The sequence below is a fragment of the Roseateles sp. DB2 genome, from assembly GCF_051857535.1.
GTDB lineage: Bacteria > Pseudomonadota > Gammaproteobacteria > Burkholderiales > Burkholderiaceae_C > Roseateles_B.
This window is the reverse complement of record NZ_JBPZGY010000005.1, coordinates 127,504-147,502: the sequence shown is the minus strand read 5'-3', so window position 1 is coordinate 147,502 and position 19,999 is coordinate 127,504. Positions and strand designations below refer to the sequence as shown.

General features: G+C 69.1%; 15 protein-coding genes. 5 read left to right on the top strand and 10 right to left on the bottom strand.

The annotated features are described in order from the left end of the window. Positions 1–3: 3 nt before the first annotated feature. From murG to mraZ, 10 genes are read right to left on the bottom strand one after another with little or no spacing between them, the layout of a single operon-like run. Complete coding sequence (gene murG / locus ACS5PK_RS10110) at positions 4–1,086, bottom strand: undecaprenyldiphospho-muramoylpentapeptide beta-N-acetylglucosaminyltransferase (RefSeq protein WP_439440106.1); 1,083 nt, start codon at positions 1,084–1,086, stop codon at positions 4–6. After that, entirely contained in the window at positions 1,083–2,354 is a 1,272-nt protein-coding gene (ftsW, locus tag ACS5PK_RS10105) for a putative lipid II flippase FtsW (RefSeq protein ID WP_439440105.1), read from the bottom strand. The genes murG and ftsW overlap by 4 nt, the downstream gene beginning before the upstream one ends. After that, positions 2,354–4,246, bottom strand: a complete 1,893-nt coding sequence (gene murD / locus ACS5PK_RS10100) for a UDP-N-acetylmuramoyl-L-alanine--D-glutamate ligase (RefSeq protein ID WP_439440104.1) — start codon at positions 4,244–4,246, stop codon at positions 2,354–2,356. Before murD ends, ftsW begins: the two co-directional genes overlap by 1 nt. A 4-nt stretch (positions 4,247–4,250) precedes the next feature. Continuing rightward, a complete protein-coding gene (gene mraY / locus ACS5PK_RS10095) occupies positions 4,251–5,429 on the bottom strand; it encodes a phospho-N-acetylmuramoyl-pentapeptide-transferase (RefSeq protein WP_439440103.1) in 1,179 nt (392 codons plus the stop codon). Further along, the gene (locus tag ACS5PK_RS10090) at positions 5,419–6,849 is read right to left on the bottom strand and encodes a UDP-N-acetylmuramoyl-tripeptide--D-alanyl-D-alanine ligase (RefSeq protein WP_439440348.1); all 1,431 of its coding nucleotides are present in this window, start codon (positions 6,847–6,849) and stop codon (positions 5,419–5,421) included. The genes mraY and ACS5PK_RS10090 overlap by 11 nt, the downstream gene beginning before the upstream one ends. 14 nt (positions 6,850–6,863) lie before the next feature. Further along, positions 6,864–8,375 (bottom strand): UDP-N-acetylmuramoyl-L-alanyl-D-glutamate--2,6-diaminopimelate ligase, encoded by a 1,512-nt coding sequence (locus tag ACS5PK_RS10085; RefSeq protein ID WP_439440102.1) that lies wholly within the window; start codon positions 8,373–8,375, stop codon positions 6,864–6,866. A 2-nt stretch (positions 8,376–8,377) separates the two neighbouring features. After that, positions 8,378–10,159, bottom strand: a complete 1,782-nt coding sequence (locus ACS5PK_RS10080) for a peptidoglycan D,D-transpeptidase FtsI family protein (protein ID WP_439440101.1) — start codon at positions 10,157–10,159, stop codon at positions 8,378–8,380. Continuing rightward, complete coding sequence (ftsL, locus tag ACS5PK_RS10075; protein ID WP_439440100.1) at positions 10,156–10,458, bottom strand: cell division protein FtsL; 303 nt, start codon at positions 10,456–10,458, stop codon at positions 10,156–10,158. Before ftsL ends, ACS5PK_RS10080 begins: the two co-directional genes overlap by 4 nt. Beyond that, a complete protein-coding gene (rsmH, locus tag ACS5PK_RS10070; protein ID WP_439440099.1) occupies positions 10,458–11,468 on the bottom strand; it encodes a 16S rRNA (cytosine(1402)-N(4))-methyltransferase RsmH in 1,011 nt (336 codons plus the stop codon). Before rsmH ends, ftsL begins: the two co-directional genes overlap by 1 nt. A gap of 2 nt (positions 11,469–11,470) precedes the next feature. Continuing rightward, complete coding sequence (gene mraZ / locus ACS5PK_RS10065; RefSeq protein WP_183104855.1) at positions 11,471–11,899, bottom strand: division/cell wall cluster transcriptional repressor MraZ; 429 nt, start codon at positions 11,897–11,899, stop codon at positions 11,471–11,473. A gap of 324 nt (positions 11,900–12,223) precedes the next feature. Here mraZ and ACS5PK_RS10060 point away from each other — a divergent pair, with 324 nt between their 5' ends. The 5 genes from ACS5PK_RS10060 (at position 12,224) to ACS5PK_RS10040 (ending at position 19,838) form a co-directional block, all read left to right on the top strand. Next, positions 12,224–13,273, top strand: a complete 1,050-nt coding sequence (locus ACS5PK_RS10060) for a LacI family DNA-binding transcriptional regulator (protein ID WP_439440098.1) — start codon at positions 12,224–12,226, stop codon at positions 13,271–13,273. A 203-nt stretch (positions 13,274–13,476) separates the two neighbouring features. Then, positions 13,477–16,473, top strand: coding sequence for a TonB-dependent receptor (locus ACS5PK_RS10055; protein WP_439440097.1), 2,997 nt, complete (start codon positions 13,477–13,479; stop codon positions 16,471–16,473). A 107-nt stretch (positions 16,474–16,580) separates the two neighbouring features. Continuing rightward, a complete protein-coding gene (locus ACS5PK_RS10050; protein WP_439440096.1) occupies positions 16,581–17,276 on the top strand; it encodes a SapC family protein in 696 nt (231 codons plus the stop codon). Between the two features lie 10 nt (positions 17,277–17,286). Next, positions 17,287–18,291: a cupin-like domain-containing protein gene (locus tag ACS5PK_RS10045; RefSeq protein ID WP_439440095.1), complete on the top strand. Its 1,005-nt coding sequence runs from the start codon at positions 17,287–17,289 to the stop codon at positions 18,289–18,291. A gap of 23 nt (positions 18,292–18,314) precedes the next feature. Further along, positions 18,315–19,838, top strand: a complete 1,524-nt coding sequence (locus ACS5PK_RS10040; RefSeq protein ID WP_439440094.1) for a tryptophan halogenase family protein — start codon at positions 18,315–18,317, stop codon at positions 19,836–19,838. The last annotated feature ends 161 nt before the right edge of the window (positions 19,839–19,999 follow it).

Here is a 19,999-nt window from a genome sequence, read left to right as displayed (position 1 = left end):
TTGTCAGGGCTTCACCAGCCGCTCGATTTCATCGGCCACACGCGAGGCCGCCTGGGGACGGGCCAGGGCCCGGGCATGGGTGGCGAGCTGCAACAGGCGCTCGCGGGTGAGGGTGGCCAGCAGCTGCTGCAGGCGCTCAGGCGTCAGCTCGGCTTGCGGCAGATGCAGGGCTGCGTTCTTCTCGGCCATGTAGGCCGCGTTGTCGCGCTGGTGCGAGGTGGTCTTGACGACCAGGGGCACGAGGATGGACGGCACGCCCGCGGCGCACAGCTCGCTCAGCGTCACGGCGCCGGCGCGACAGAGAATGAGGTCGCACGCGGACAGCTCTTGTGCCATGTCGTCGATGAAGGGCCGGACGTCAGCCTCCACGCCGGCGGCCTTGTATGCGGCCTGCACCGCCGCCTGCTGGCCCTGGCCGGTCTGGTGCACGACCAGGGGCCGTGACTCGACAGGCATGCAAGCCAGGGCCTGCGGCAGCACGTCGTTGAGCGCCTTTGCACCCAGCGAGCCGCCCACCACCAGCAGGCGCAGCGGGCCGCTGCGGCCTGCATAGCGCTCGGCAGGTGCCGGCAGAGCCTCGATGGCGGCGCGCACCGGGTTGCCGCTGACCAGGGCCTTGTCGCCCAGGGCCTGGGCAGCCTCGCCCTCAAAGCCGAAGGCGATGCGCTGCGCAAAGGGCTTGAGCAGGCGGTTGGACATCAGCGGCGCGGCATCGGCATTGACCAGGACCAGGGGCTTGCGCATCAGCCAGGCCATGAAGCCGCCGGGCACGCAGACATAGCCTCCCATGCCCAGCACGGCGTCGGCGTCGCGGGTGACGTAGACCATGCGCGACTGCACGAAGGCCTTGACCAGCGTGAAGAGGCCGGTGACGGTATGGCGCAGGCCCTTGCCGCGCAGGCCGGCAAAGGCCAGGCGATCCAGAGGGATGCCGGTGGGCGGCACGAGGCGGTTCTCCATGCCCGTCTCGGTGCCTATCCAGCTGACGCTCCAGCCGCGGCGCTTCATCTCCTCGGCCACGGCCAGGCCCGGGATGATGTGGCCGCCGGTACCGGCCGCCATGATGACGAGGTGGCGGGTGCTCATGTACGCCCCCCGCGCATCAGCTGCCGGTTCTCGATGTCGATGCGAAGCACGATCGCCAGGGCCACGCAGTTCATGAGGATCGCCGAGCCCCCGAAGCTCAGCAGCGGCAGCGTCAGCCCCTTGGTTGGCAGCGCGCCCAGGTTCACACCCATGTTGATGAAGGACTGAGCGCCCACCCAGATACCTATGCCCTGCGCATAGAGCCCCGCGAAGACGCGGTCCAGCGCGATGGCCTGGCGGCCGATGTGGAAGATGCGGCGGGTCAGCCAGAAGAAGCCGAAGATCACGATGGCCACACCAACGAAGCCCAGCTCCTCGCCGATCACGGCCAGCAGGAAGTCGGTGTGGGCCTCGGGCAGGTAGTGCAGCTTCTCCAGGCTGCCGCCCAGGCCCTGGCCGAAGAACTCGCCGCGACCGAAGGCAATCAGCGAGTGGGTCAACTGGTAGGCCTTGCCCTGGGCGTACTTCTCGTCCCAGGGGTTGAGGTAGGCAAAGATGCGCTCGCGGCGGAACTCGCTGAAGGTGATCATCAGCACGAAGGCACCGATCAGCACCGCCACGATCAGGAAGAACATGCGCCCGTTGACGCCGCCCAGGAAGAGGATGCCCATGGCAATCGCCGCGATCACCATGAAGGCGCCCATGTCCGGCTCGGCCAGCAGCAGCACGCCCACCACCGCCAGCGAGACGGCCATGGGCCAGACCGCCTGGAAGAAGTTCTCCTTCACATCCATCTTGCGGACCATGTAGCTGGCCGCGTACATGGCGATGCCCAGCTTGGCCAGCTCAGAGGGCTGGAAGTTCATCACCCCCAACGGCAACCAGCGCCGCGCACCATTGACGCCCTTGCCCACATGCGGGATGAGCACCGCCACCAGCAGCACCAGGGAGGCCACGAAGAGCCAGGGCGCCACCTTCTCCCAGGTGCTCACCGGCAGCTGCACCGTGATCAACCCGGCCAGCAGGCCCAGGCTGATGGCCACGATGTGTCGGGTCAGGAAGTGCGTGGGCAGGTACTTGGCGAACTTGGGGTTGTCCGGCATCGCGATGGAGGCCGAATAGACCATCAGCAGACCCAGGGCCATCATGGCCAGCACCACCCACAGCAGGGTGATGTCAAAGCCCTGCAGGCGCGTGGGCTGGCCGGCCGAGGTGGAGACCCAGTCGCGCACGGGCACGGTCTCGGCGGCGCCGGTGTCGTGAGCTGCGCTGCGACCAAGGAGGCCGCGAAGCTTGGCGCCCAGGCCCAGGAGTGCGTCGGCAGCCATCAGGCCAGGCCCTCCTCGTTCGCCAGCTCCTGCACCGTAGCCACGAAGACCTCGGCGCGATGGGCATAGTTGCGGAACATGTCCAGCGAGGCGCAGGCCGGGCTCAGCAACACGCTGTCCCCCCCCTGGGCCTGATCCAGACACCAGCGGGTGGCGGCTTCCAGGCTCTCGTGCGTCTGCAGGGGCAGGTCCAGGCCGTCCAGCACGGCGGTCAGTTCGGGCGCATCGCGGCCGATCAGGGCAATGGCGCGGGCGTGCTCGGCCAGGCCTTCACGCAGGGGAGAGAAGTCCTGGCCCTTGCCGTCGCCGCCCAGGATCATCACGAGCTTCGCAGGCGCACGATCGGCCCCCAGACCCTTGATGGCTGCCACAGTAGCGCCGACGTTGGTGCCCTTGGAATCGTCATAGAAGTCCACACCACGCACAGTGGCCACGTACTCCACGCGATGTGGCTCGCCACGGTACTCGCGCAGGCCGTGCAGCATGGGGGCCAGCGCACAGCCGGCCGCGGAGGCCAAGGCCAGCGCGGCCAGGGCGTTGGCTGCGTTGTGGCGGCCACGCACGCGCAGGGCGTCGGCAGGCATCAGGCGCTGGAGCAGGATTTCCTCGGGCTCGTCCTTGCGCCGTTTCACGGTGTCATCGGACTCGCGGGCGCGCACGAGCCAGGCCATGCCGCCCTCAACCACCAGGCCGTAGTCGCCGGGCTTCGTGGGCGCGTTGAGGCCGAAGCGCACCACATCGCGTGACACCAGCTTCGTGGGACGACCGCGCCCCTGCTTGACGGGTACGGGGGCCGGCACCATGGCCTCGACCTCGGGGTCGTCGCGGTTGATCACCATCAGCGCCTGCTGGCCAAAGATGCGGGCCTTGGCACGGCCGTAGGCGGCCATGTCGCCATGCCAGTCCAGGTGGTCCTGGGTCAGGTTCAGCACGGCGGCGGCGGTGGGCTCGAAACCCACCACCGTGTCGAGCTGGAAGCTGGAGAGTTCCAGCACCCAGACCTCGGGCAGGTGCTCGAAGACCGGCGGCTTCGGCGGCGGCGGCTTGATGGGCAGGGGCTGCTCGTCCAGCAGGGCGGCGACGGCCTCGAGGGCGGTGGGCTCCTCGGCCGGCAAGAGCGGGACCTCGGCCTGAGCCTCGGCACCGGCGATCTCAGCGATCTCGGCGGCCGCTGGCGCGGCGTCATCGGCCAGCATCTCGCCAGGAGCGGCTTCGGCGACGGCTTCGGCGGCGGCTTCGTCCGGATCCTCGCCCTCCTCCGCCACCGGCAGCGCCTCGGCCTGCGGGGCCTCGGTGCTCAACTCGCTGGCGGCTTCCAGCGGCAGCGTGTCCTCCTCGGCCGATGCCTCGGGTCCCTCAACGGCCGCCGATGCCGGCTCCAGGTCCATGGCCGCACCCAGCAGGCCCAGCATGCTGGGGCCGATATTGCCGGCCACGGCCACGCGCTTGCCCGCGCGCTCAGCCAGCAGGGCCGTCATGCAGGTGGTGGTGGTCTTGCCATTGGTGCCGGTGATGGCCAGCACAGCGGGCTCGTAGCGGCGCTCGGCCTTCAGATCGGCCAGGGCACGGGCGAAGAGATCCAGTTCGCCCTGCACCGGGATGCCGGTGGCCTTGGCCAGCGACAGCAGGGGCACGAGGCGGGTGTCCAGCGGCGAGAGGCCGGGGCTCTTGAGCATCAGCTGCACGCCCTGCAGCGCCGAGTCCGGCAGCTCGCCATGGAAGAACTCGGCCGCGGGCAGTTGCTCGCGCAGGGCGGCCAGTTGCGGCGGCTGCGCGCGCGAGTCCCAGACCTGGATACGCGCCGCGCCATGCTTCGCGCCCCAGGCGGCCATGGCCAGGCCGGAGTCTCCCAGACCCAGGATCAGCAGGCTCAGGTCCTTGAGGTGTCGCATGGCCTCAGCGCAGCTTCAGGCTGGACAGGCCGATCAGGCACAGCAGCATGGTGATGATCCAGAAGCGCACGACGACCTGCGTCTCCTTCCAGCCCGACTTCTCGAAGTGGTGGTGCAGCGGCGCCATCTTGAAGATGCGCCGGCCCTCGCCGAACTTCTTCCTGGTGTACTTGAACCAGCTCACCTGCAGCATCACCGAGAGCACCTCGGCCACGAAGACGCCGCCCATGATGCCGAGCACGATCTCCTGGCGCGTGATCACGGCCAGGGTCCCCAGGGCGCCGCCCAGCGCCAGGGCGCCGACATCGCCCATGAAGACCTGGGCCGGGTGGGTGTTGAACCACAAGAAGGCAAGACCTGCCCCCGCCAGTGCACCGCAGAAGATCAGCAGCTCGCCGGCCCCGGGGATGTAGGGCAGCAGCAGGTACTTGGAATAGACGGTAGAGCCGGTCAGGTAGGCGAAGATGCCCAGGGCCGAGCCCACCAGCACCACCGGCATGATGGCCAGGCCGTCCAGGCCGTCGGTGAAGTTCACCGCATTGCTGGTGCCCACGATGACGAAGTAGGACAGGCCGATGAAGCCGAAGACGCCCAGCGGATAGCTCACCGTCTTGAAGAAGGGCACCATCAGGTCGGCCTTGGGCGGCAGCTCGGTGGAGAAGCCACTGGAGATCCAGCGGAAGAAGAGTTGCACCACGCCCAGGAAGCTGGTCTCTGAGACCGAGAAGGCCAGGTACAGCGCTGCGATCAGGCCGATCAGGGACTGCCAGAAGAACTTCTCGCGGCTCTTCATGCCCTCGGGGTCCTTGTAGACCACCTTGCGCCAGTCATCGACCCAGCCGATGGCGCCGAAGCCCATGGTGACCAGCATCACCACCCACACGAAGCGGTTGGACCAGTCGAACCACAGCAGGGTGGAGATGCCGATGCCGATCAGGATCAGCACCCCGCCCATGGTGGGCGTGCCGCTCTTGGCCAGGTGCTGCTGCACCCCGTACTCGCGGATGGGCTGGCCGATCTTCATCTCGGTCAGGCGGCGGATCACCCAGGGCCCGAAGGCCAGGCCGATCAGCAGGGCCGTCATGGCCGCCATCACCGCGCGGAAGGTGATGTAGTTGAAAAGCCGTAGGAAGCCCCACTCGGGGAACATCCCGGTCAGCCATTGCGCCAGACTAAGCAGCATGTGCGCCTCCTTGGTCCTGCGTGCCGGCCAAGGCCGCCACCACCCGTTCCATGCGCATGAATCTCGATCCCTTGACGAGCACGTTCTTGACTTCCGGTGCGGCGTCCAGCGCCGCGATGAGCTCGTCCACCGTCGCGAAGGCGCGGCAGCCCCTGTGGCTGCCTGCGCCCTCCGACGCCTCAAAGGCCGCCGCCGCATGGGCCGCCGCCGGCCCCGCACACCACAGCGCGGCCAGGCCCCGCTGGGCCGCATAAGCCCCCACCTCGCGGTGGAATTCCGGGCCCTGGTCACCGACCTCGCCCATGTCGCCCAGCACCAGCCAGCCGCTGCCGGGCAGGTCGGCCAGGACCTCGATACCCGCCCGCACGCTGTCCGGGTTGGCGTTGTAGCTGTCGTCGATGAGGGTCAGGTCTTGCCCGGCCCGCTGGATCCGGCGCAGGGCCGAACGACCCTTGACCGGGCGGAAGGCCTCCAGGCCCTGCACCACGAAGGCCAGCGGCACGCCCGCGGCCAGGCAGCAGGCGCTGGCGGCCAGGGCATTGCGCACGTTGTGCAGGCCGGCGACCGACAGCACGACAGGTGCCTCACCCGCGGGCGAGTGCAGCTCCAGGGCCCAGTGGCCAGCGTCCACCCATTGCGCGCGGCCGGTCACGTCGGCCAGGCCCTGCAGGGCGAAGCTCAGCTGCGCGCGCGCGCCGGCCAGCTCATGCCAGACGGGCGCGCAGGCGTCCTCTGCCGGGAACACGGCCACGCCGGTGACGGGAAGGGCGCGGATCACCTCGCCGTTCTCCCGCGCGGCGGCCTCCACCGTGCCCAGGAACTCCTGGTGCTCGCGCTGGGCGTTGTTGACCAGGGCCACCGTGGGCTGGGCCATGGCGGCCAGCGGAGCGATCTCGCCGGGGTGGTTCATGCCCAGTTCGATCACCGCGGCACGGTGCCAGCGGGTGTCGTCCTGGCGCAGGCGCAGCACGGTCAGGGGCACGCCGATCTCGTTGTTCAGATTGCCTTGCGTGGCCAGGGCGTCCTCGCCCAGCCAGGCCGTCAGGATGCTGGCGATCATCTGCGTGACCGTGGTCTTGCCATTGCTGCCGGTCACGGCGATGACGGGCAACTGCAGGCGCGCACGCCAGGCCTGAGCCAGCAGGCCCAGGGCCACCTTGGCGTCCGGCACCTCGATGCCGGGCAGGCCGGCGGCCTCCAGACCGCGCTCGGCCAGTGCCGCTGCCGCACCAGCCTCGCAGGCCTGGGCGAGGAAGTCGTTGGCGTCGAAGCGCTCGCCGCGCAGGGCAACGAAGAGGTCGCCGGGCTTCAGGCTGCGGGTGTCGCTGTGCACGCGCTGCAGCAGGGTGGCACCGTCGCCCACCAGCCGGGCCTGCGGCAGCAGGGGCTGCAGCAGGGCGTGGGCCTGGGCCAGGGTCATGAGGCAGGCAGTGCTCACAGGCCGGCCCTCTCGATCAGGGCGGCACGCGCCTCCTCCACGTCGGAGAAGGGTTGGCGCTGGCCCTGGATCTCCTGGTAGTCCTCGTGGCCCTTGCCGGCCACCAGGATCACGTCGGACGGCTGCGCGCCCAGCACCGCCTCACGGATGGCCACGCGGCGGTCCACCAGGGCGCTGTGAGCGGCGCCTGCAGGCAGGCCAGCCACGATGTCGGCGAGGATATGCGCCGGGTCTTCAGTGCGGGGGTTGTCGCTGGTCACCACCACCTGGCCGGCCAGGCGGGCAGCGATGGCGCCCATCTGCGGGCGCTTGCTCCGGTCGCGGTCGCCGCCGCAGCCGAACACGCAGACCAGTTTCCCGCCACGGGCTTCGGCCAGGGGCGAGAGTGCGGCCAGGGCCTTCTCCAGGGCGTCGGGCGTGTGGGCGTAGTCGACCACCAGCTGCGGCAGCTCGCGGCCGTTGCCCACGCGCTGCATGCGGCCGGGCACTGGCGTCACCAGGCCGGCCACCGGCACGATGGCGTCCAGCGTGTGGCCCAGGGCACGCAGCCCGCCGATCACGGCCAGCAAATTGGCCACGTTGTATTCGCCGATCAGGCCGGTCTCGACCAGGTGCTCGCCGCCCTCCTGCTCCCTCAGCGTGAAGGCCAGGCCGCCGGCGCGGTAGTGCAGCTCATGGGCCGAAAGGCGCACATCGCTGCGGTTCAGGCCGTAGGTCCAGAGGTCCAGCGTGCCTTGCGACTGCAGCTCAGCCGCCAGGGCCGCGCCCTGCGCGTCGTCGGCATTGATCACCGCCGCCTGCAGACCGCTCCAGCCGAAGAGTTCGCGCTTGGCCTCCCAGTAGGCGGCCATGCTGCCGTGGTAGTCCAGGTGGTCCTGGGTGAAGTTGGTGAAGAGCGCCACGCGGACCTGCGTGCCGTCCAGGCGGTGCTCCTTGATGCCGATGGACGAGGCCTCGATGGCGCAGGCGCCGAAGCCCTCGTCGCGCATGCGGGCGAAGGCCTGCTGCAGCATCACGGGGTCAGGGGTGGTCAGGCCGGTGTACTCGATGACGGCGCCTTGTGCTGTGCCCGGGATGGGCGGCACGCCCACGCCCAGGGTGCCGATCACGCCGCAGCGCTGGCCCAGCAGGGTCAGGGCTTGCGCGGACCACCAGGCGGTGGAGGTCTTGCCATTGGTGCCGGTGGTGGCGACCACGGGCAGCGCCTGGCTGGGCTGGCCGTAGTACTGGGCAGCGATGGCGCCGGTGCGGCTCTTCAGGCCGGGCAGAGAGGCCACGCGGGCGTCCACGAAGCCGAAGGCCTCGACGCCCTCGTCCTCCACCAAGCAGGTCGCAGCGCCGGCAGCCAGGGCGGCGGCCACGTAGGCACGGCCGTCGCGCGCGTAGCCGGGCCAGGCGATGAAGGCATCACCGGGCTGGACCAGGCGGCTGTCGGTACGCAGGGCGCCCGTGGTCCATTCCTGGAGCCAGCGGGCGGCAGCCTCGGGGGATTTGAGACGGGTCAGCATGCTCAGAAGCTCTCTTCCACCGCCTCGAGCTTCTGGCTCGCGACGATCTGTGTTTTGACATCCAGGTCCGGCTGGACGCCCATCAGGCGCAGGGTCTGGGCCACGACCTGGCTGAAGACCGGGGCGGCCACGGCGCCGCCGAAATAGACGCCGTTGCTCGGCTCGTCCACCATCACCGCGACCACGATGCGCGGTTTGCTGATGGGCGCCAGGCCCACGAACCAGGAGCGGTACTTGTGGCCGGCATAGCCCTTGCCTTCCTGCTTGTGCGCGGTGCCGGACTTGCCGCCGATGCTGTAGCCCGGGACCATGGCCGCCGGTGCCGTGCCGCCCGGGGCGGCGGCCGTCTGCAGCATGGCGCGCACCTGCTGGGCGACCTCGGGTTTGAAGACGCGCAGGCCGCTCACCGGCTCGCTCGTGGGCCGCTTCATGATGGTGATGGGGATCACCTCGCCGTCCCGCGCGAAGGTCGTGTAGGCCCGGGCCAGCTGGAACAGCGAGGCCGAGAGGCCGTAGCCGTAGCTCATGGTGGCCTGCTCGATGGGCCGCCAGCTCTTGTAGGGGCGCAGCTTGCCAGTCATCGCGCCGGGGAACTCCAGCTGCGGGCGCTGGCCCAGGCCGATGGCGGTGAACATCTCGTGCATCTCGCGGGCCGGCATCTGCATGGCGATCTTGGCCGTGCCCACGTTGCTGGACTTCTGGATGACCTGGGCCACCGTGAGGTCGCCATAGGGGTGGACGTCGGTGGGCGACCAGCCGGCGATCATCACGGCGCCGCGGGCGGTGTTGATGACGGTGTCCGGGCGCACGCGACCAGTCTCCAGGGCCAGACCGATGGTGAAGGGCTTCATCGTCGAGCCGGGCTCGAAGACGTCGGTCAGCGCGCGGTTGCGCAGCTGCTCGCCCAGCAGGTTCTGGCGGTCGCCCGGGTTGTAGCTGGGCCAATTGGCCAGGGCCAGGACCTCGCCGGTCTGCACGTCCAGCACCACCACGGAGCCGGCCTTGGCCCGGTGCTCGGCCACGGCGTCGCGGATGCGCTGATAGGCGAAGAACTGCACCTTGGCGTCGATGGAGAGCTGGATGTCCCGGCCATTGCTGGCCGGCACGCGCTCGCCCATGTCTTCCACCACGCGGCCCAGACGGTCCTTGACCACGGCACGACTGCCGTCGCGGCCCTGCAGCGCCTTCTGAAAGGCCAGTTCGATGCCTTCCTGTCCACGCTCTTCCAGGTTGGTGAAGCCGACGATGTGCGCGGCAGACTCGCCCTCGGGGTACTGGCGCTTGTACTCGCGGTCCTGGAAGATGCCCTTGAGGTTGAGCGCCTTGATCCGGGCGGCGGTGTCGTCGTCGGCCTGGCGGCGCAGGAAGACAAAGCGGTTGGACGGGTCCAGGCGCTTGTCCAGCTCCTGCGGGCTGATCTTGAGGATGCGGGCCAGCTCGCGGCGCTTGTCGGGGTCGGTGTCGACGTCCTTGGGGAAGGCCCAGATGGAAGGCACAGCCACGCTGGAGGCCAGCACCTGGCCGCTGCGGTCCTTGATCTGGCCGCGGCTGGCGGGCAGCTCCAGGGTGTGGGCGTAGCGGGCCTCGCCCTGGCGCTGGAAGAAGTCCTGTGCGATCAGCTGCACATAGACGGCGCGCCCCAGCAGCCCGGCAAAGGCCAGGCCCACCAGGGCGACGAGGAAGCGCGAGCGCCAGGGCGGCGTCTTGGCGGCCAGCAGCGGGCTGGTGGCGTAGTTGACGCCACGCGGGCTCAGGGCATTGCCAGCCGGGCGCTTGGTGCTCATGGCTGGCCCCCAGCGGCGGCCGAGGCCGGACGTCCACTCAGCTCCACGGTCTGGGTGATGGCGGGCGAAACGGCGCGCATCTTCAGGCGCTCGCGGGCGACCTGCTCCACGCGCAGGTTGGTGGCCTGGGCATGGCGCTCGGCCAGCAGGCGCTGGTGGTCGGCCTCCAGCTTGCGGCCCTCGTTCTGGGCGCGGTCGACCTCGGTGAAGAGACGGCGCGCCTCATAGCTGCTGCGCACCAGGTAGTAGCCCGAAACCATCACCGCAGCCAACAGCACCAGCGTGATGCGAGACCACATCAGCGGCCTCCCTTGCGCCTGCCCGGCTTGGTGGCGGCCGGCGCTTCGACCAGGGGCGCGTCCGTGCGCTCAGCCACCCGCAGGATGGCGGAGCGCGAGCGCGGATTGGCCCGGACCTCGGCCTCGCTGGGCTTGATGCGGTCCAGGGCCTTCAGGACCAGGGGCTTGGGCGCGGCGAACATCGCGCGGCGGTCGACCACGTCCTTGCTGTGCTGGGCGATGAAGTTCTTGACGATGCGGTCTTCCAGCGAGTGGAAGCTGATCACCGCCAGGCGGCCACCCGGGCGCAGCAGGCGCAGGGCCGACTTCAGCCCCTGCTCGAGCTCCTCAAGCTCGGCGTTGACGAGTATCCGTAGAGCCTGAAATGTGCGCGTTGCAGGGTCCTGGCCCGGTTCGCGGGTTTTGACCGCACCAGCCACGACTTTGGAAAGCTCGGCGGTTGTTCGAACAGGGCTCCCGCCTTCCCGGCGAGCAACAAGCGCCTTTGCAATCGGGAGAGCAAACCGTTCTTCGCCATAGTCGCGTATCACCTCAGCAATCTGGCGCTCGTCGGCACGGGCCAGGAAATCCGCGGCACTCTCGCCGCGGGTCGTGTCCATGCGCATGTCCAGCGGGCCGTCGAAACGGAAGCTGAACCCACGCTCGGGGTTGTCGATCTGCGGACTGGAGACGCCCAGGTCCAGCATCAGGCCGTCGATGGCGTGCACGCCCAGGCGCTCCAGCTCCTCGCCCATCTGGGCAAAGGGGGCGTGGCAGATGCAAAAACGCGGGTCCTCGACCCGCGTCTCGCCTGAGGTGGCGGCCGCGATGGCCTCGGGGTCCCGGTCGATGGCGATCAGCCTGCCGTCCGGGCCCAGCCGGCTCAGCAGCAGGCGTGAATGCCCGCCACGGCCGAAGGTGCCATCCACATAGATGCCGTCCGGCCTGTGAAGCACACCTTCGACCGTCTCATTCAGGAGGACGGTGGTGTGCTTGAAGGGCTCGGGGGCGGGGGCGGTGGTGGCGCTCATGATCAGAAGCTGAAGTCCTTGAGCGCGTCCGGCAGCTCGGATTGCATGACCTGGGCCTCGTGGGCGGCATAGGCCGCGGCGTCCCAGAGCTCGAAGTGGCTGCCCATGCCCAGCAGCATCACGTCCTTCTGGAGGCTGGCGCTGGCACGCAGTTCAGGGGCGATCAGCACGCGGGCGGCGCTGTCGATCTCGACGTCCTGGGCATTGCCCAGGAAAACACGCTTCCAGCCGGCCGCCGACATGGGCAGCGCGGCGATGCGGTCACGGAAGGTTTCCCAGGCCGGGCGGGGGAAGACCATCAGGCAGCCCTCGGGGTGCTTGGTGATGGTCAGCTGGCCGTTGCACAGGCCCTGCAGCAGCTCGCGGTGGCGTGTAGGGACGGTCAAGCGCCCCTTGGCGTCCATCGCCAAGGCACTCGCCCCTTGAAACACGTAATTCGCCACAGCGACCCACAATCTGACAATTTCTCCCACTTTACTAACCGACTTCAGCCAGGTCAAGGAAAATCGGAAAAAAGTTCAATGAAATCAATCACTTACAGTTGATTTCACCACCACGCCGCAGAAAAAAAGTCGTTCAAAAATAAGGACTTGCGGATCGCACTAAAAGTGCTGGATGAACTGCGGGGGCAGGGATTGGGGGCTTTCCCGGAGCCCCCCCCCCCCGAGGAGCGCGGAGCCGCAGAAGCAGTCGGCGAAAGCTGCCCTTACACTCGCCCCCAACGTTCACGCAAACGCTTTCATACCGCTACGCCCATGGCTCGAACCCCCGCACCGCCCTCGGCCCGCAAGTCCGGCCCCGTCACGCTCGGCATGGTGGCCGAGGCCAGCGGCGTGTCGCCCAGCACGGTCTCCCGCATCCTCAACGGCACGGCGGTGGTGAGCGCGGAGAAGAAGGCGGCGGTGGACCGCGCCATTGCAGAGCTGGGCTTCGTGCCCAACCCCATCGCCCGCGGCCTGGCCGGCGGGCGCACGATGAGCATCGGCGTGATCACCCAGTTCATTGACAGCCCCTTCTTCGGCGTCGCCATGCGCGGCATCGAGGAGACGCTCAGCGAGGCGCACTACAGCGCCCTCTTCGTCAGCGGCCACTGGGACGTGGAGGTGGAGCAGCGCTGCATCGACACCCTCATGGGCCGCCGCGTGGACGGCATGATCATCCTCAACGGCCGGGTGGGCGACACCGCCCTGCGCCAGTTGGCCAAGCAGGTGCCCACCGTGGTGACGGGGCGCAGCATCAAGGCGCCCAATGTCTACGCCATGGACTACGACCACCGCGAGGGCGCGCGCCTGGCCACCCAGCACCTGATCGCGCGGGGGCACCGGGACATCGCCCACATCGGCGGCGACCAGAGCCATTCCGACGCCCGCGAGCGCCTGGCCGGCTACCAGGCCGCGCTGGAGGCGGCCGGCATCCCCTTCCGCCCCGCCCTGGTGGAATGCGGCAACTACCTGGAGGAAGGCGGCCGCCAGGCCGCGGAGCGCCTGCTGGCCAGCCCGCAGCGCTTCAGCGCCCTCTTCGCCGCCAATGACCAGATGGCCATGGGCGCCGCCGTGGCCCTGCACAAGGCCGGCCTGCGCGTGCCGCAGGACGTCTCCCTGGTGGGCTTCGACGACCTGGCCCTGGCCATGCACATGACCCCGCCCCTCACCACCGTGCACCAGGCCAGCCTGGAACTGGGCCGGCTCACCGCCCAGGCCCTGCTGGAGATGCTGGCCGGCGGCAAGCCCACCCTCAAGCTGCCCGAGCCCCGCCTCGTGGAGCGCGACTCCGTGGCCGCCCTGGCCCGCGGCGCCAGCCGCTGAAGGCGCCGCCAGAAATCGGTTTCACTCCGCTGCAGCCTGCCCTGGCGGGCCGCTGTTGCTTTGTTGCCGGGCAGCACATCCGTATTAGGGTGATGCCTAGGTCACATCGCTTGGTGGCTGGCGCTACTATTTGAAAGCGCTTTCAATGCAGCAGGGTTAGAAGCGCCCCTGCTGCCACACCAATACCACCAGGAGACAGACCCATGACCCGCAACCCGCGCCGCCGCCACGTCGTGCCCCTGAGCCGGCTGGCCGCTGCCTGCGCCGTTCTCATCGCCCCGACCCTGCATGCCCAGCAGGCCGAGCCCGCCAAGAAGGACGACAGCGCGCAGCTGGACACCGTCGTGATCACCGGCATCCGCAAGAGCCTGGACAGCTCCCTGGACCTCAAGCGCAAGGCGCAAGGCGTGGTGGACGGCATCGTGGCCGAGGACATCGGCAAGTTCCCGGACACCAATCTGGCCGAGTCCATGCAGCGCATCGCCGGCGTGTCCATCGACCGCGCCAACGGCGAGGGCTCGCGGGTGACGGTGCGTGGCGTGGGCCCCGACTTCAACCTGGTGCTGCTCAACGGCCGCCAGATGCCGGCCGCCAACCTGGCCGACACCACGGCCTCCAACGCGCGCTCCTTCGACTTCGCCAACCTCGCCTCGGAAGGCGTGGCGGCGCTGGAGGTCTACAAGACCGGCCGCTCGGAGAACCCCACCGGCGGCATCGGCGCCACCATCAACATCAAGACGGCCCGGCCGCTGGACAACCCCAAGACCGTGGCCAGCCTCGGTGCCAAGCTGGTCAGCGACGACTCCAACAAGCGCCTGCCCGGCCTGATCGCCGGCTCGCAGACCACGCCGGAGCTCTCGGGCATCTACAGCCAGGTCTTCGCCGACGGCACCTTCGGCATCGCCCTTAGCGGCAGCCTGCAGAAGCGCAATTCCGGCTACAACCAGGCCGGCGTGCCCAATGGCTGGTACAGCAAGCCCGGCAACCTGGCCAATGCCAATGACTGGACGGCCCTGCCCCTGCCCACCGAGCCGGGCGCCAGCAAGATCACCAACCGTCCCAAGCTGACCGACCTGTACGAGGTGCCCCAGAACCTCATGTACAGCATGAACGGCATCGAGCGCACCCGCACCAACGGCCAGTTGGTCCTGCAGTACCGCCCGATGAAGGACCTGACGCTGACCCTGGACAAGACCTACTCCGAGAACAAGATCCACACCAAGCGCAGCGAGCTCTCGGCCTGGTTCAACTTCGCCTACGACAAGACCACCTGGGCGGACGGCCCCATCGCCTCACCCCTGATCTTCTCGGAGCTCTACACCAACGGCCCGGCCGACGTGGCCATGGGCGGCGCCTACTACGGCACCAAGAACAAGAACGACTCCACCGGCTTCAACGCCGCCTGGCGCGCCTCGGAACGCCTGAAGCTGGAGCTGGATGCCCACCACTCCGTCGCCACTGCTGGCGCCGACAGCCCCTACGGCACCAACAACGCCCTGGGCGTCTCCATGCAGAACCGCGCCAGCGACCGCGTGGACTTCTCCGGCAAGTTCCCCGTGCTGGGCATCGGCCTCTCGGGCAATCCGGCGGACAGCGCCAGCCTCATGCAGGTCACGGGCTCGTCCTTCCGCAACGCCTACATGCGCAATGCCATCGACCAGGCGCAGATCAAGGGCAAGTACACCCTCTCGGACGCGTCCAATCTGGACTTCGGCGTGGGACTGACCAAGGTGAACAACCGCACCGCCTTCGCCAATGTCCAGCAGAACGACTGGGGCGGCCACAACAAGCCCAGCGACTACGCCGACACCCTCTGGCAGGCCGACACCATCCAGCAGTACTTCAGCCGCGCCATGGGCTCGGTGGACCGCTCGGCCATGGTCAACAACTTCTTCGTCTGGGACTTCAATGCCGTGCGGGACGCCGCCGTGAAGGCTGACGGCAGCGACAAGTGGTTCAAGTCCAGCGACAACTTCGACGACGACCGCCGCACCCAGGAGCGCAGCACCAGCGCCTTCGTCCAGTACAGCGCCGACTTCGACTGGGGTGTGCCCATGAGCGCCGCCCTGGGCCTTCGCTACGAGCGCACCAAGGTCGAATCGCAGGCCCTGGTGCCCATCGCCACGGGCATCCAGTGGGTCTCGGCCAACGAGTTCGCCATCCTCAAGGGCGCGCCTGGCTTCACCAGCCTCTCCGGCAAGTACAGCTACGTGCTGCCCAGCATCGACTGGGAGGCCGAGCTGAGCAGCCAGTGGAAGGTGCGCGCCAGCTTCGGCGAGTCCATCGGCCGCCCCGGCTGGGACAAGATCCAGGGCGGACAGACGCTGACCGAGTACCGCGCCGGTGGCGGTTCGGGCAACCAGGGCAATCCGGGCCTCAAGCCCCTGCTGTCCAAGAACTTCGACGTCTCGGCCGAGTACTACTACGCCAAGAGCAGCTACGCCGCGATCGGCATCTTCCGCAAGAACATCAGCAACTACATCGGTACCAGCGTGGTCCCGATGACGCCCTTCAGCCTGAGTTCGCCCATCAACGGCGCGCTGTTCAAGGAGGCGTCCACGGCCTGCGGCGGCGCGGACCTGACTTGCGTGCGCAACTACCTGCTCAACACCTACAACGGCCGCATGGGCATCGTGAAGACCGGCGTGGATGGCTCGGGCAACGCCCTGGGCACCATCGCCGGCCAGGCGGGCGACCCGCTGGCGGTGTTCAACATCAGCGTGCCCACCAACCAGCGCAGCGACCACATCAACGGCATGGAGCTCAACGTGCAGCATGCCTTCGGCCGCAGCGGCTTCGGGCTGGCCGCCAACTACACCTATGTGCGCTCGGGCCTGAAGTTCAAGAACGAGGACCTGAAGGACCAGAACGCGCTGGTGGGCCTCAGCAACTCGGCCAATCTGGTGGGCTTCTACGAGGACGACCGCCACAGCGTGCGCATGGCCTACAACTGGCGCGGCGAGTTCCTCAACAGCACCAATGCGGCGGTGAACGGCGGCTCCGGCCCGTCCTACACCGAGCCCTATGGCCAGTGGGATCTGAGCATCGGCTACAAGTACAGCCCACGCTTGAGCTTCCAGTTCGAGGCGATCAACCTGAACGACGGCGTGATCCGCACGCACGGCCGCACCCACCTGGAGGTGCAGTCGGTGACGCAGACCGGCCGCCGCTTCATGGTCGGTGCGCGCTACACCTACTGAGCGCCGCACTGGGGAGCGCCGCCACGCGCCCCTCGCTCAGGGATCCTGCCCTTCCCGGCGGGATCCCTGTCTCTCTACCATCGGCCCACGCCAGCCTCGGATCCGCCATGCGCCCCGCCCTGCTCGACAACATCAGCCACCAGGCCCTGCGCCTGGACCCCGCGCCCTCGCGCGCCCTGGGCGATGACCTGCCGGTCGTGCCCACGGTGCCGGCGGAGTTCCGCCTGCTGCAGGCCTGCTTTCCCATCGTCTTCCAGGCTGGCACCGGGGAGCTGCCCTTCCAGCCCGTGGCCCTGATGAGCCTCAGCGGCGCCGGCAACCTCTTCCTGGGCCCACAGGGCTGGGAGGCGCCGCATCTGCCCTGGGCGCTGGAGCGCCAGCCCTTGATGGTGGGCCGCGATGCCTCGCAATGGGTCGTGCACATCGACCTCGACAGCCCCCGTCTGAGCGAACAGGGTGGCGAACCCCTCTTCCTGCCCCAGGGCGGCCTCTCGCCGCTGCTGGAGCATCGCATCAGCGTGCTGCAGGCCCTGCACGAAGGGCTGCAGACCCTGCCGGCTTTCATCGATACCCTGCTGCAGCTCGAACTGCTGGAGCCCATGGCCCTGGACCTGCCGCTGCCCGGTGGCGGCACGCGCCGCATCGGCGGCTTCCATGTGATCCACGAGGAGCGCCTGGACGCCCTGTCCGGCGCCGTGGTGGCCGACCTTCACGAGCGCGGCTACTGGCTGCCGCTGGCGATGGCCGTGGCCTCGCTCTCGCGCTTTGGCGACCTCGTGCAGCGCGAGCAGCGCCGCGCCTGAGACGCCTGCGATGCGCGAGCTGCCCTGCATCCCGGGCCAGGTTCCCGCCACGCTGACAGGCAGCGGGCCGGACAGCGAGCAGCCCTGCGTACTGCGCGGCCTGGTCTCGCACTGGCCCCTGGTGCAGGCCGCCCGCCGCGGCCCGCACGAGGCCGCATCCCTGCTGCGCCGCCACTGGCAGGACGCCACGGTGGGCGTCTACCAGATGGCGCCGGAGACCGCCGGCCGCATCGCCTACACACCCGATTTCAAGGGCTTCAACTTCAGCCGCGCCCTGCTGCCCTTCGGCACGGTGCTGGACCAGCTGATGGCCGCGCTGGACGACCCCGCGCCGTCCACCGTCTACATGGGATCGACCACGGTCGAGACCTGCCTGCCCGGCCTGCTGGCGGACCATCCGCTCGCCTTCGAGGCCGAGGAGTCCCCCTTGGTGAGCCTGTGGCTGGGCAACCGCGTCACCGTGCCGGCCCACCAGGACTGGCCGGCCAACATCGCCTGCTGCGTCAGCGGCCGGCGCCGCTTCACGCTCTATCCGCCGGATGCCGTGGGCGATCTCTACATCGGCCCTCTGGACCTCACGCCCGCCGGCCAGCCCATCAGCCTGGTCGATGCCGCCGCGCCGGACCTGCAGCGCTTCCCCCGCTACGCCGCCGCCCAGGCCCGCGCGCAGAAGGTGACGCTGGAGGCCGGTGACGCGCTCTACATCCCCAGCCAGTGGTGGCACCAGGTCCAGGCCCTGGACCCCTTCAGCGGCCTCGTCAACTACTGGTGGCGCCGCACGCCCGCCTGGCAGGATTCGCCCATGAGCGCCCTGTGGCTGGCCCTGGCCACCGTGCGCGACCTGCCGCCGGCCGAGCGCGACGCCTGGCGCGCGCTGTTCGACCATTACGTCTTTGACGCCGGCCCCGAGACGGCGGCGCATCTCCCGCCCGAGGCCCGGGGCGTGCTCGGTCCGCTGGACGAGACCGCCCACCGCCGCCTGCGCGCCCTGCTGCTGAACAAGCTCAACCGATGAGCGACCATCCCACGAGGTTCCCCATGACACCCTTCCACACTTCGCAAGCCGTGCGCCGCGTCGTCATCGCCGGGGGCGGCACCGCCGGCTGGATGGTCGCGGCCCTCATGGGCAAGCTGCTCGGGAAGCAGCTGCAGATCCGCCTGGTGGAGTCCGAGGAGATCGGCACCGTGGGCGTGGGCGAGGCCACCATCCCGGCCCTGCACGCCTACCACGAGCTGATGGGCATCCAGGAGGCCGAGTTCATGGCCGCCACCCAGGCCACCTTCAAGCTGGGCATCCAGTTCGAAGGCTGGAAGGCGCCGGGCGAGTCCTACATCCACGCCTTCGGCCGTACCGGCCAGGACCACTGGAGCGCCGGCTTCCAGCACTTCTGGCTCAAGGGACAGCGCCAGGGCCTGGCCCGGCCCTATGGCGAATACTGCCTGGAGCTGCGCGCCGCCGAGGCCCAGCGCTTCGCGCACCTGCCGCGCAACGGGCTGAACTACGCCTACCACCTGGATGCCTCGCGCTATGCCCGCTTCCTGCGCACGATCGCCGAGCAGCACGGCGTGCAGCGCCTGGAGGGCAAGATCGCCGAGGTGCTCGCGGACGGCCCGGACGGCGCCCTGAGCGCCCTGCGCATGCAGGACGGCAGCCTCGTCGAGGGCGACCTCTTCGTCGACTGCACGGGCTTCCGCTCCCTGCTGCTGGGCGAGACCCTGGGCGTGGCCTACGAGGACTGGACCCACTGGCTGCCCTGCGACCGCGCCGTGGCCGTGCAGACCGCCGCCGTGCGCGAGGCCCCGCCCTACACCCGTTCCATCGCCCACGACTTCGGCTGGCAGTGGCGCATCCCCCTGCAGCACCGCGTGGGCAATGGCCTGGTCTACAGCAGCCAGCTGCTGGCCGATGCCGACGCGCCGGAGGTGCTGCGCCAGCACGTGGAAGGCGAGCTGCTGATCCAGCCGCGGGTGCTGCGCTTCACGCCGGGCCAGCGCCTGCGGACCTGGGAGAAGAACTGCATCGCCGTGGGCCTCTCGAGCGGCTTCATCGAGCCGCTGGAGTCCACCAGCATCCACCTGATCCAGCGCGCGGCCATCCGCCTGCTGCAGATGTTCCCGGCGGGCGGCATCCAGGCCTGCGACATCGAGGAATTCAACCGCCAGACGCAGAAGGACCTGGAGCACATCCGTGACTTCATCGTCCTGCACTACCACCTCAATGCCCGCAAGGGATCGGCGCTGTGGACGCATTGCCGCGAGATGACCGTGCCGGCCAGCCTGCGCCACCGCCTGGACCTTTTCGCGCAGACCGGCCGCGTGTTCCGCCCTGCCGACGAGCTCTTCGCCGAGAACTCCTGGATCCAGGTCATGCTGGGCCAGGGTCTGACGCCCCAGGCCTATCACCCCGTGGCCGACCTGATGGGCGAGGCCGAGCTGCGGCAGTTCCTGGGCAGTCTCCATGAGCAGGTGGCACACACGGTGCAGTCCCTGCCGGCCCATGAGGCCTATGTGCGGCGATTCTGTGCGGCGGCCCAGGCCAAGGCCGGGCACGCCATGGCCTGAGCCCTGGAAAGGCGGGGTCCACCGGGCCTGCGCCATTGACATCGGCATCTGGCTTCCCTATAGTTTGAAAGCGCTTTCACGATCAATGGCGGCAGCCAGCTGAATCGACCGGCGCGGCCTTCCGGCCCACGACACCGAGGCGCCATGCAGCGCCCGAAAAA

Excerpts from the sequence above, each read along its gene's own strand:
- ACS5PK_RS10090 (WP_439440348.1), bottom strand. The coding sequence starts at position 6,849 with ATGACCCTGGCCCAGGCCCACGCCCTGCTGCAGCCCCTGCTGCCGCAG.
- ACS5PK_RS10050 (WP_439440096.1), top strand. The coding sequence starts at position 16,581 with ATGCGCCCCGCCCTGCTCGACAACATCAGCCACCAGGCCCTGCGCCTG.
- ACS5PK_RS10045 (WP_439440095.1), top strand. The coding sequence starts at position 17,287 with ATGCGCGAGCTGCCCTGCATCCCGGGCCAGGTTCCCGCCACGCTGACA.
- rsmH (WP_439440099.1), bottom strand. The coding sequence starts at position 11,468 with ATGAGCGCCACCACCGCCCCCGCCCCCGAGCCCTTCAAGCACACCACC.
- ftsL (WP_439440100.1), bottom strand. The coding sequence starts at position 10,458 with ATGTGGTCTCGCATCACGCTGGTGCTGTTGGCTGCGGTGATGGTTTCG.
- ACS5PK_RS10040 (WP_439440094.1), top strand. The coding sequence starts at position 18,315 with ATGACACCCTTCCACACTTCGCAAGCCGTGCGCCGCGTCGTCATCGCC.
- ACS5PK_RS10055 (WP_439440097.1), top strand. The coding sequence starts at position 13,477 with ATGACCCGCAACCCGCGCCGCCGCCACGTCGTGCCCCTGAGCCGGCTG.
- murG (WP_439440106.1), bottom strand. The coding sequence starts at position 1,086 with ATGAGCACCCGCCACCTCGTCATCATGGCGGCCGGTACCGGCGGCCAC.
- ACS5PK_RS10080 (WP_439440101.1), bottom strand. The coding sequence starts at position 10,159 with ATGAGCACCAAGCGCCCGGCTGGCAATGCCCTGAGCCCGCGTGGCGTC.
- murD (WP_439440104.1), bottom strand. The coding sequence starts at position 4,246 with ATGCGACACCTCAAGGACCTGAGCCTGCTGATCCTGGGTCTGGGAGAC.
- ACS5PK_RS10085 (WP_439440102.1), bottom strand. The coding sequence starts at position 8,375 with ATGCTGACCCGTCTCAAATCCCCCGAGGCTGCCGCCCGCTGGCTCCAG.
- mraY (WP_439440103.1), bottom strand. The coding sequence starts at position 5,429 with ATGCTGCTTAGTCTGGCGCAATGGCTGACCGGGATGTTCCCCGAGTGG.
- ACS5PK_RS10060 (WP_439440098.1), top strand. The coding sequence starts at position 12,224 with ATGGCTCGAACCCCCGCACCGCCCTCGGCCCGCAAGTCCGGCCCCGTC.
- ftsW (WP_439440105.1), bottom strand. The coding sequence starts at position 2,354 with ATGGCTGCCGACGCACTCCTGGGCCTGGGCGCCAAGCTTCGCGGCCTC.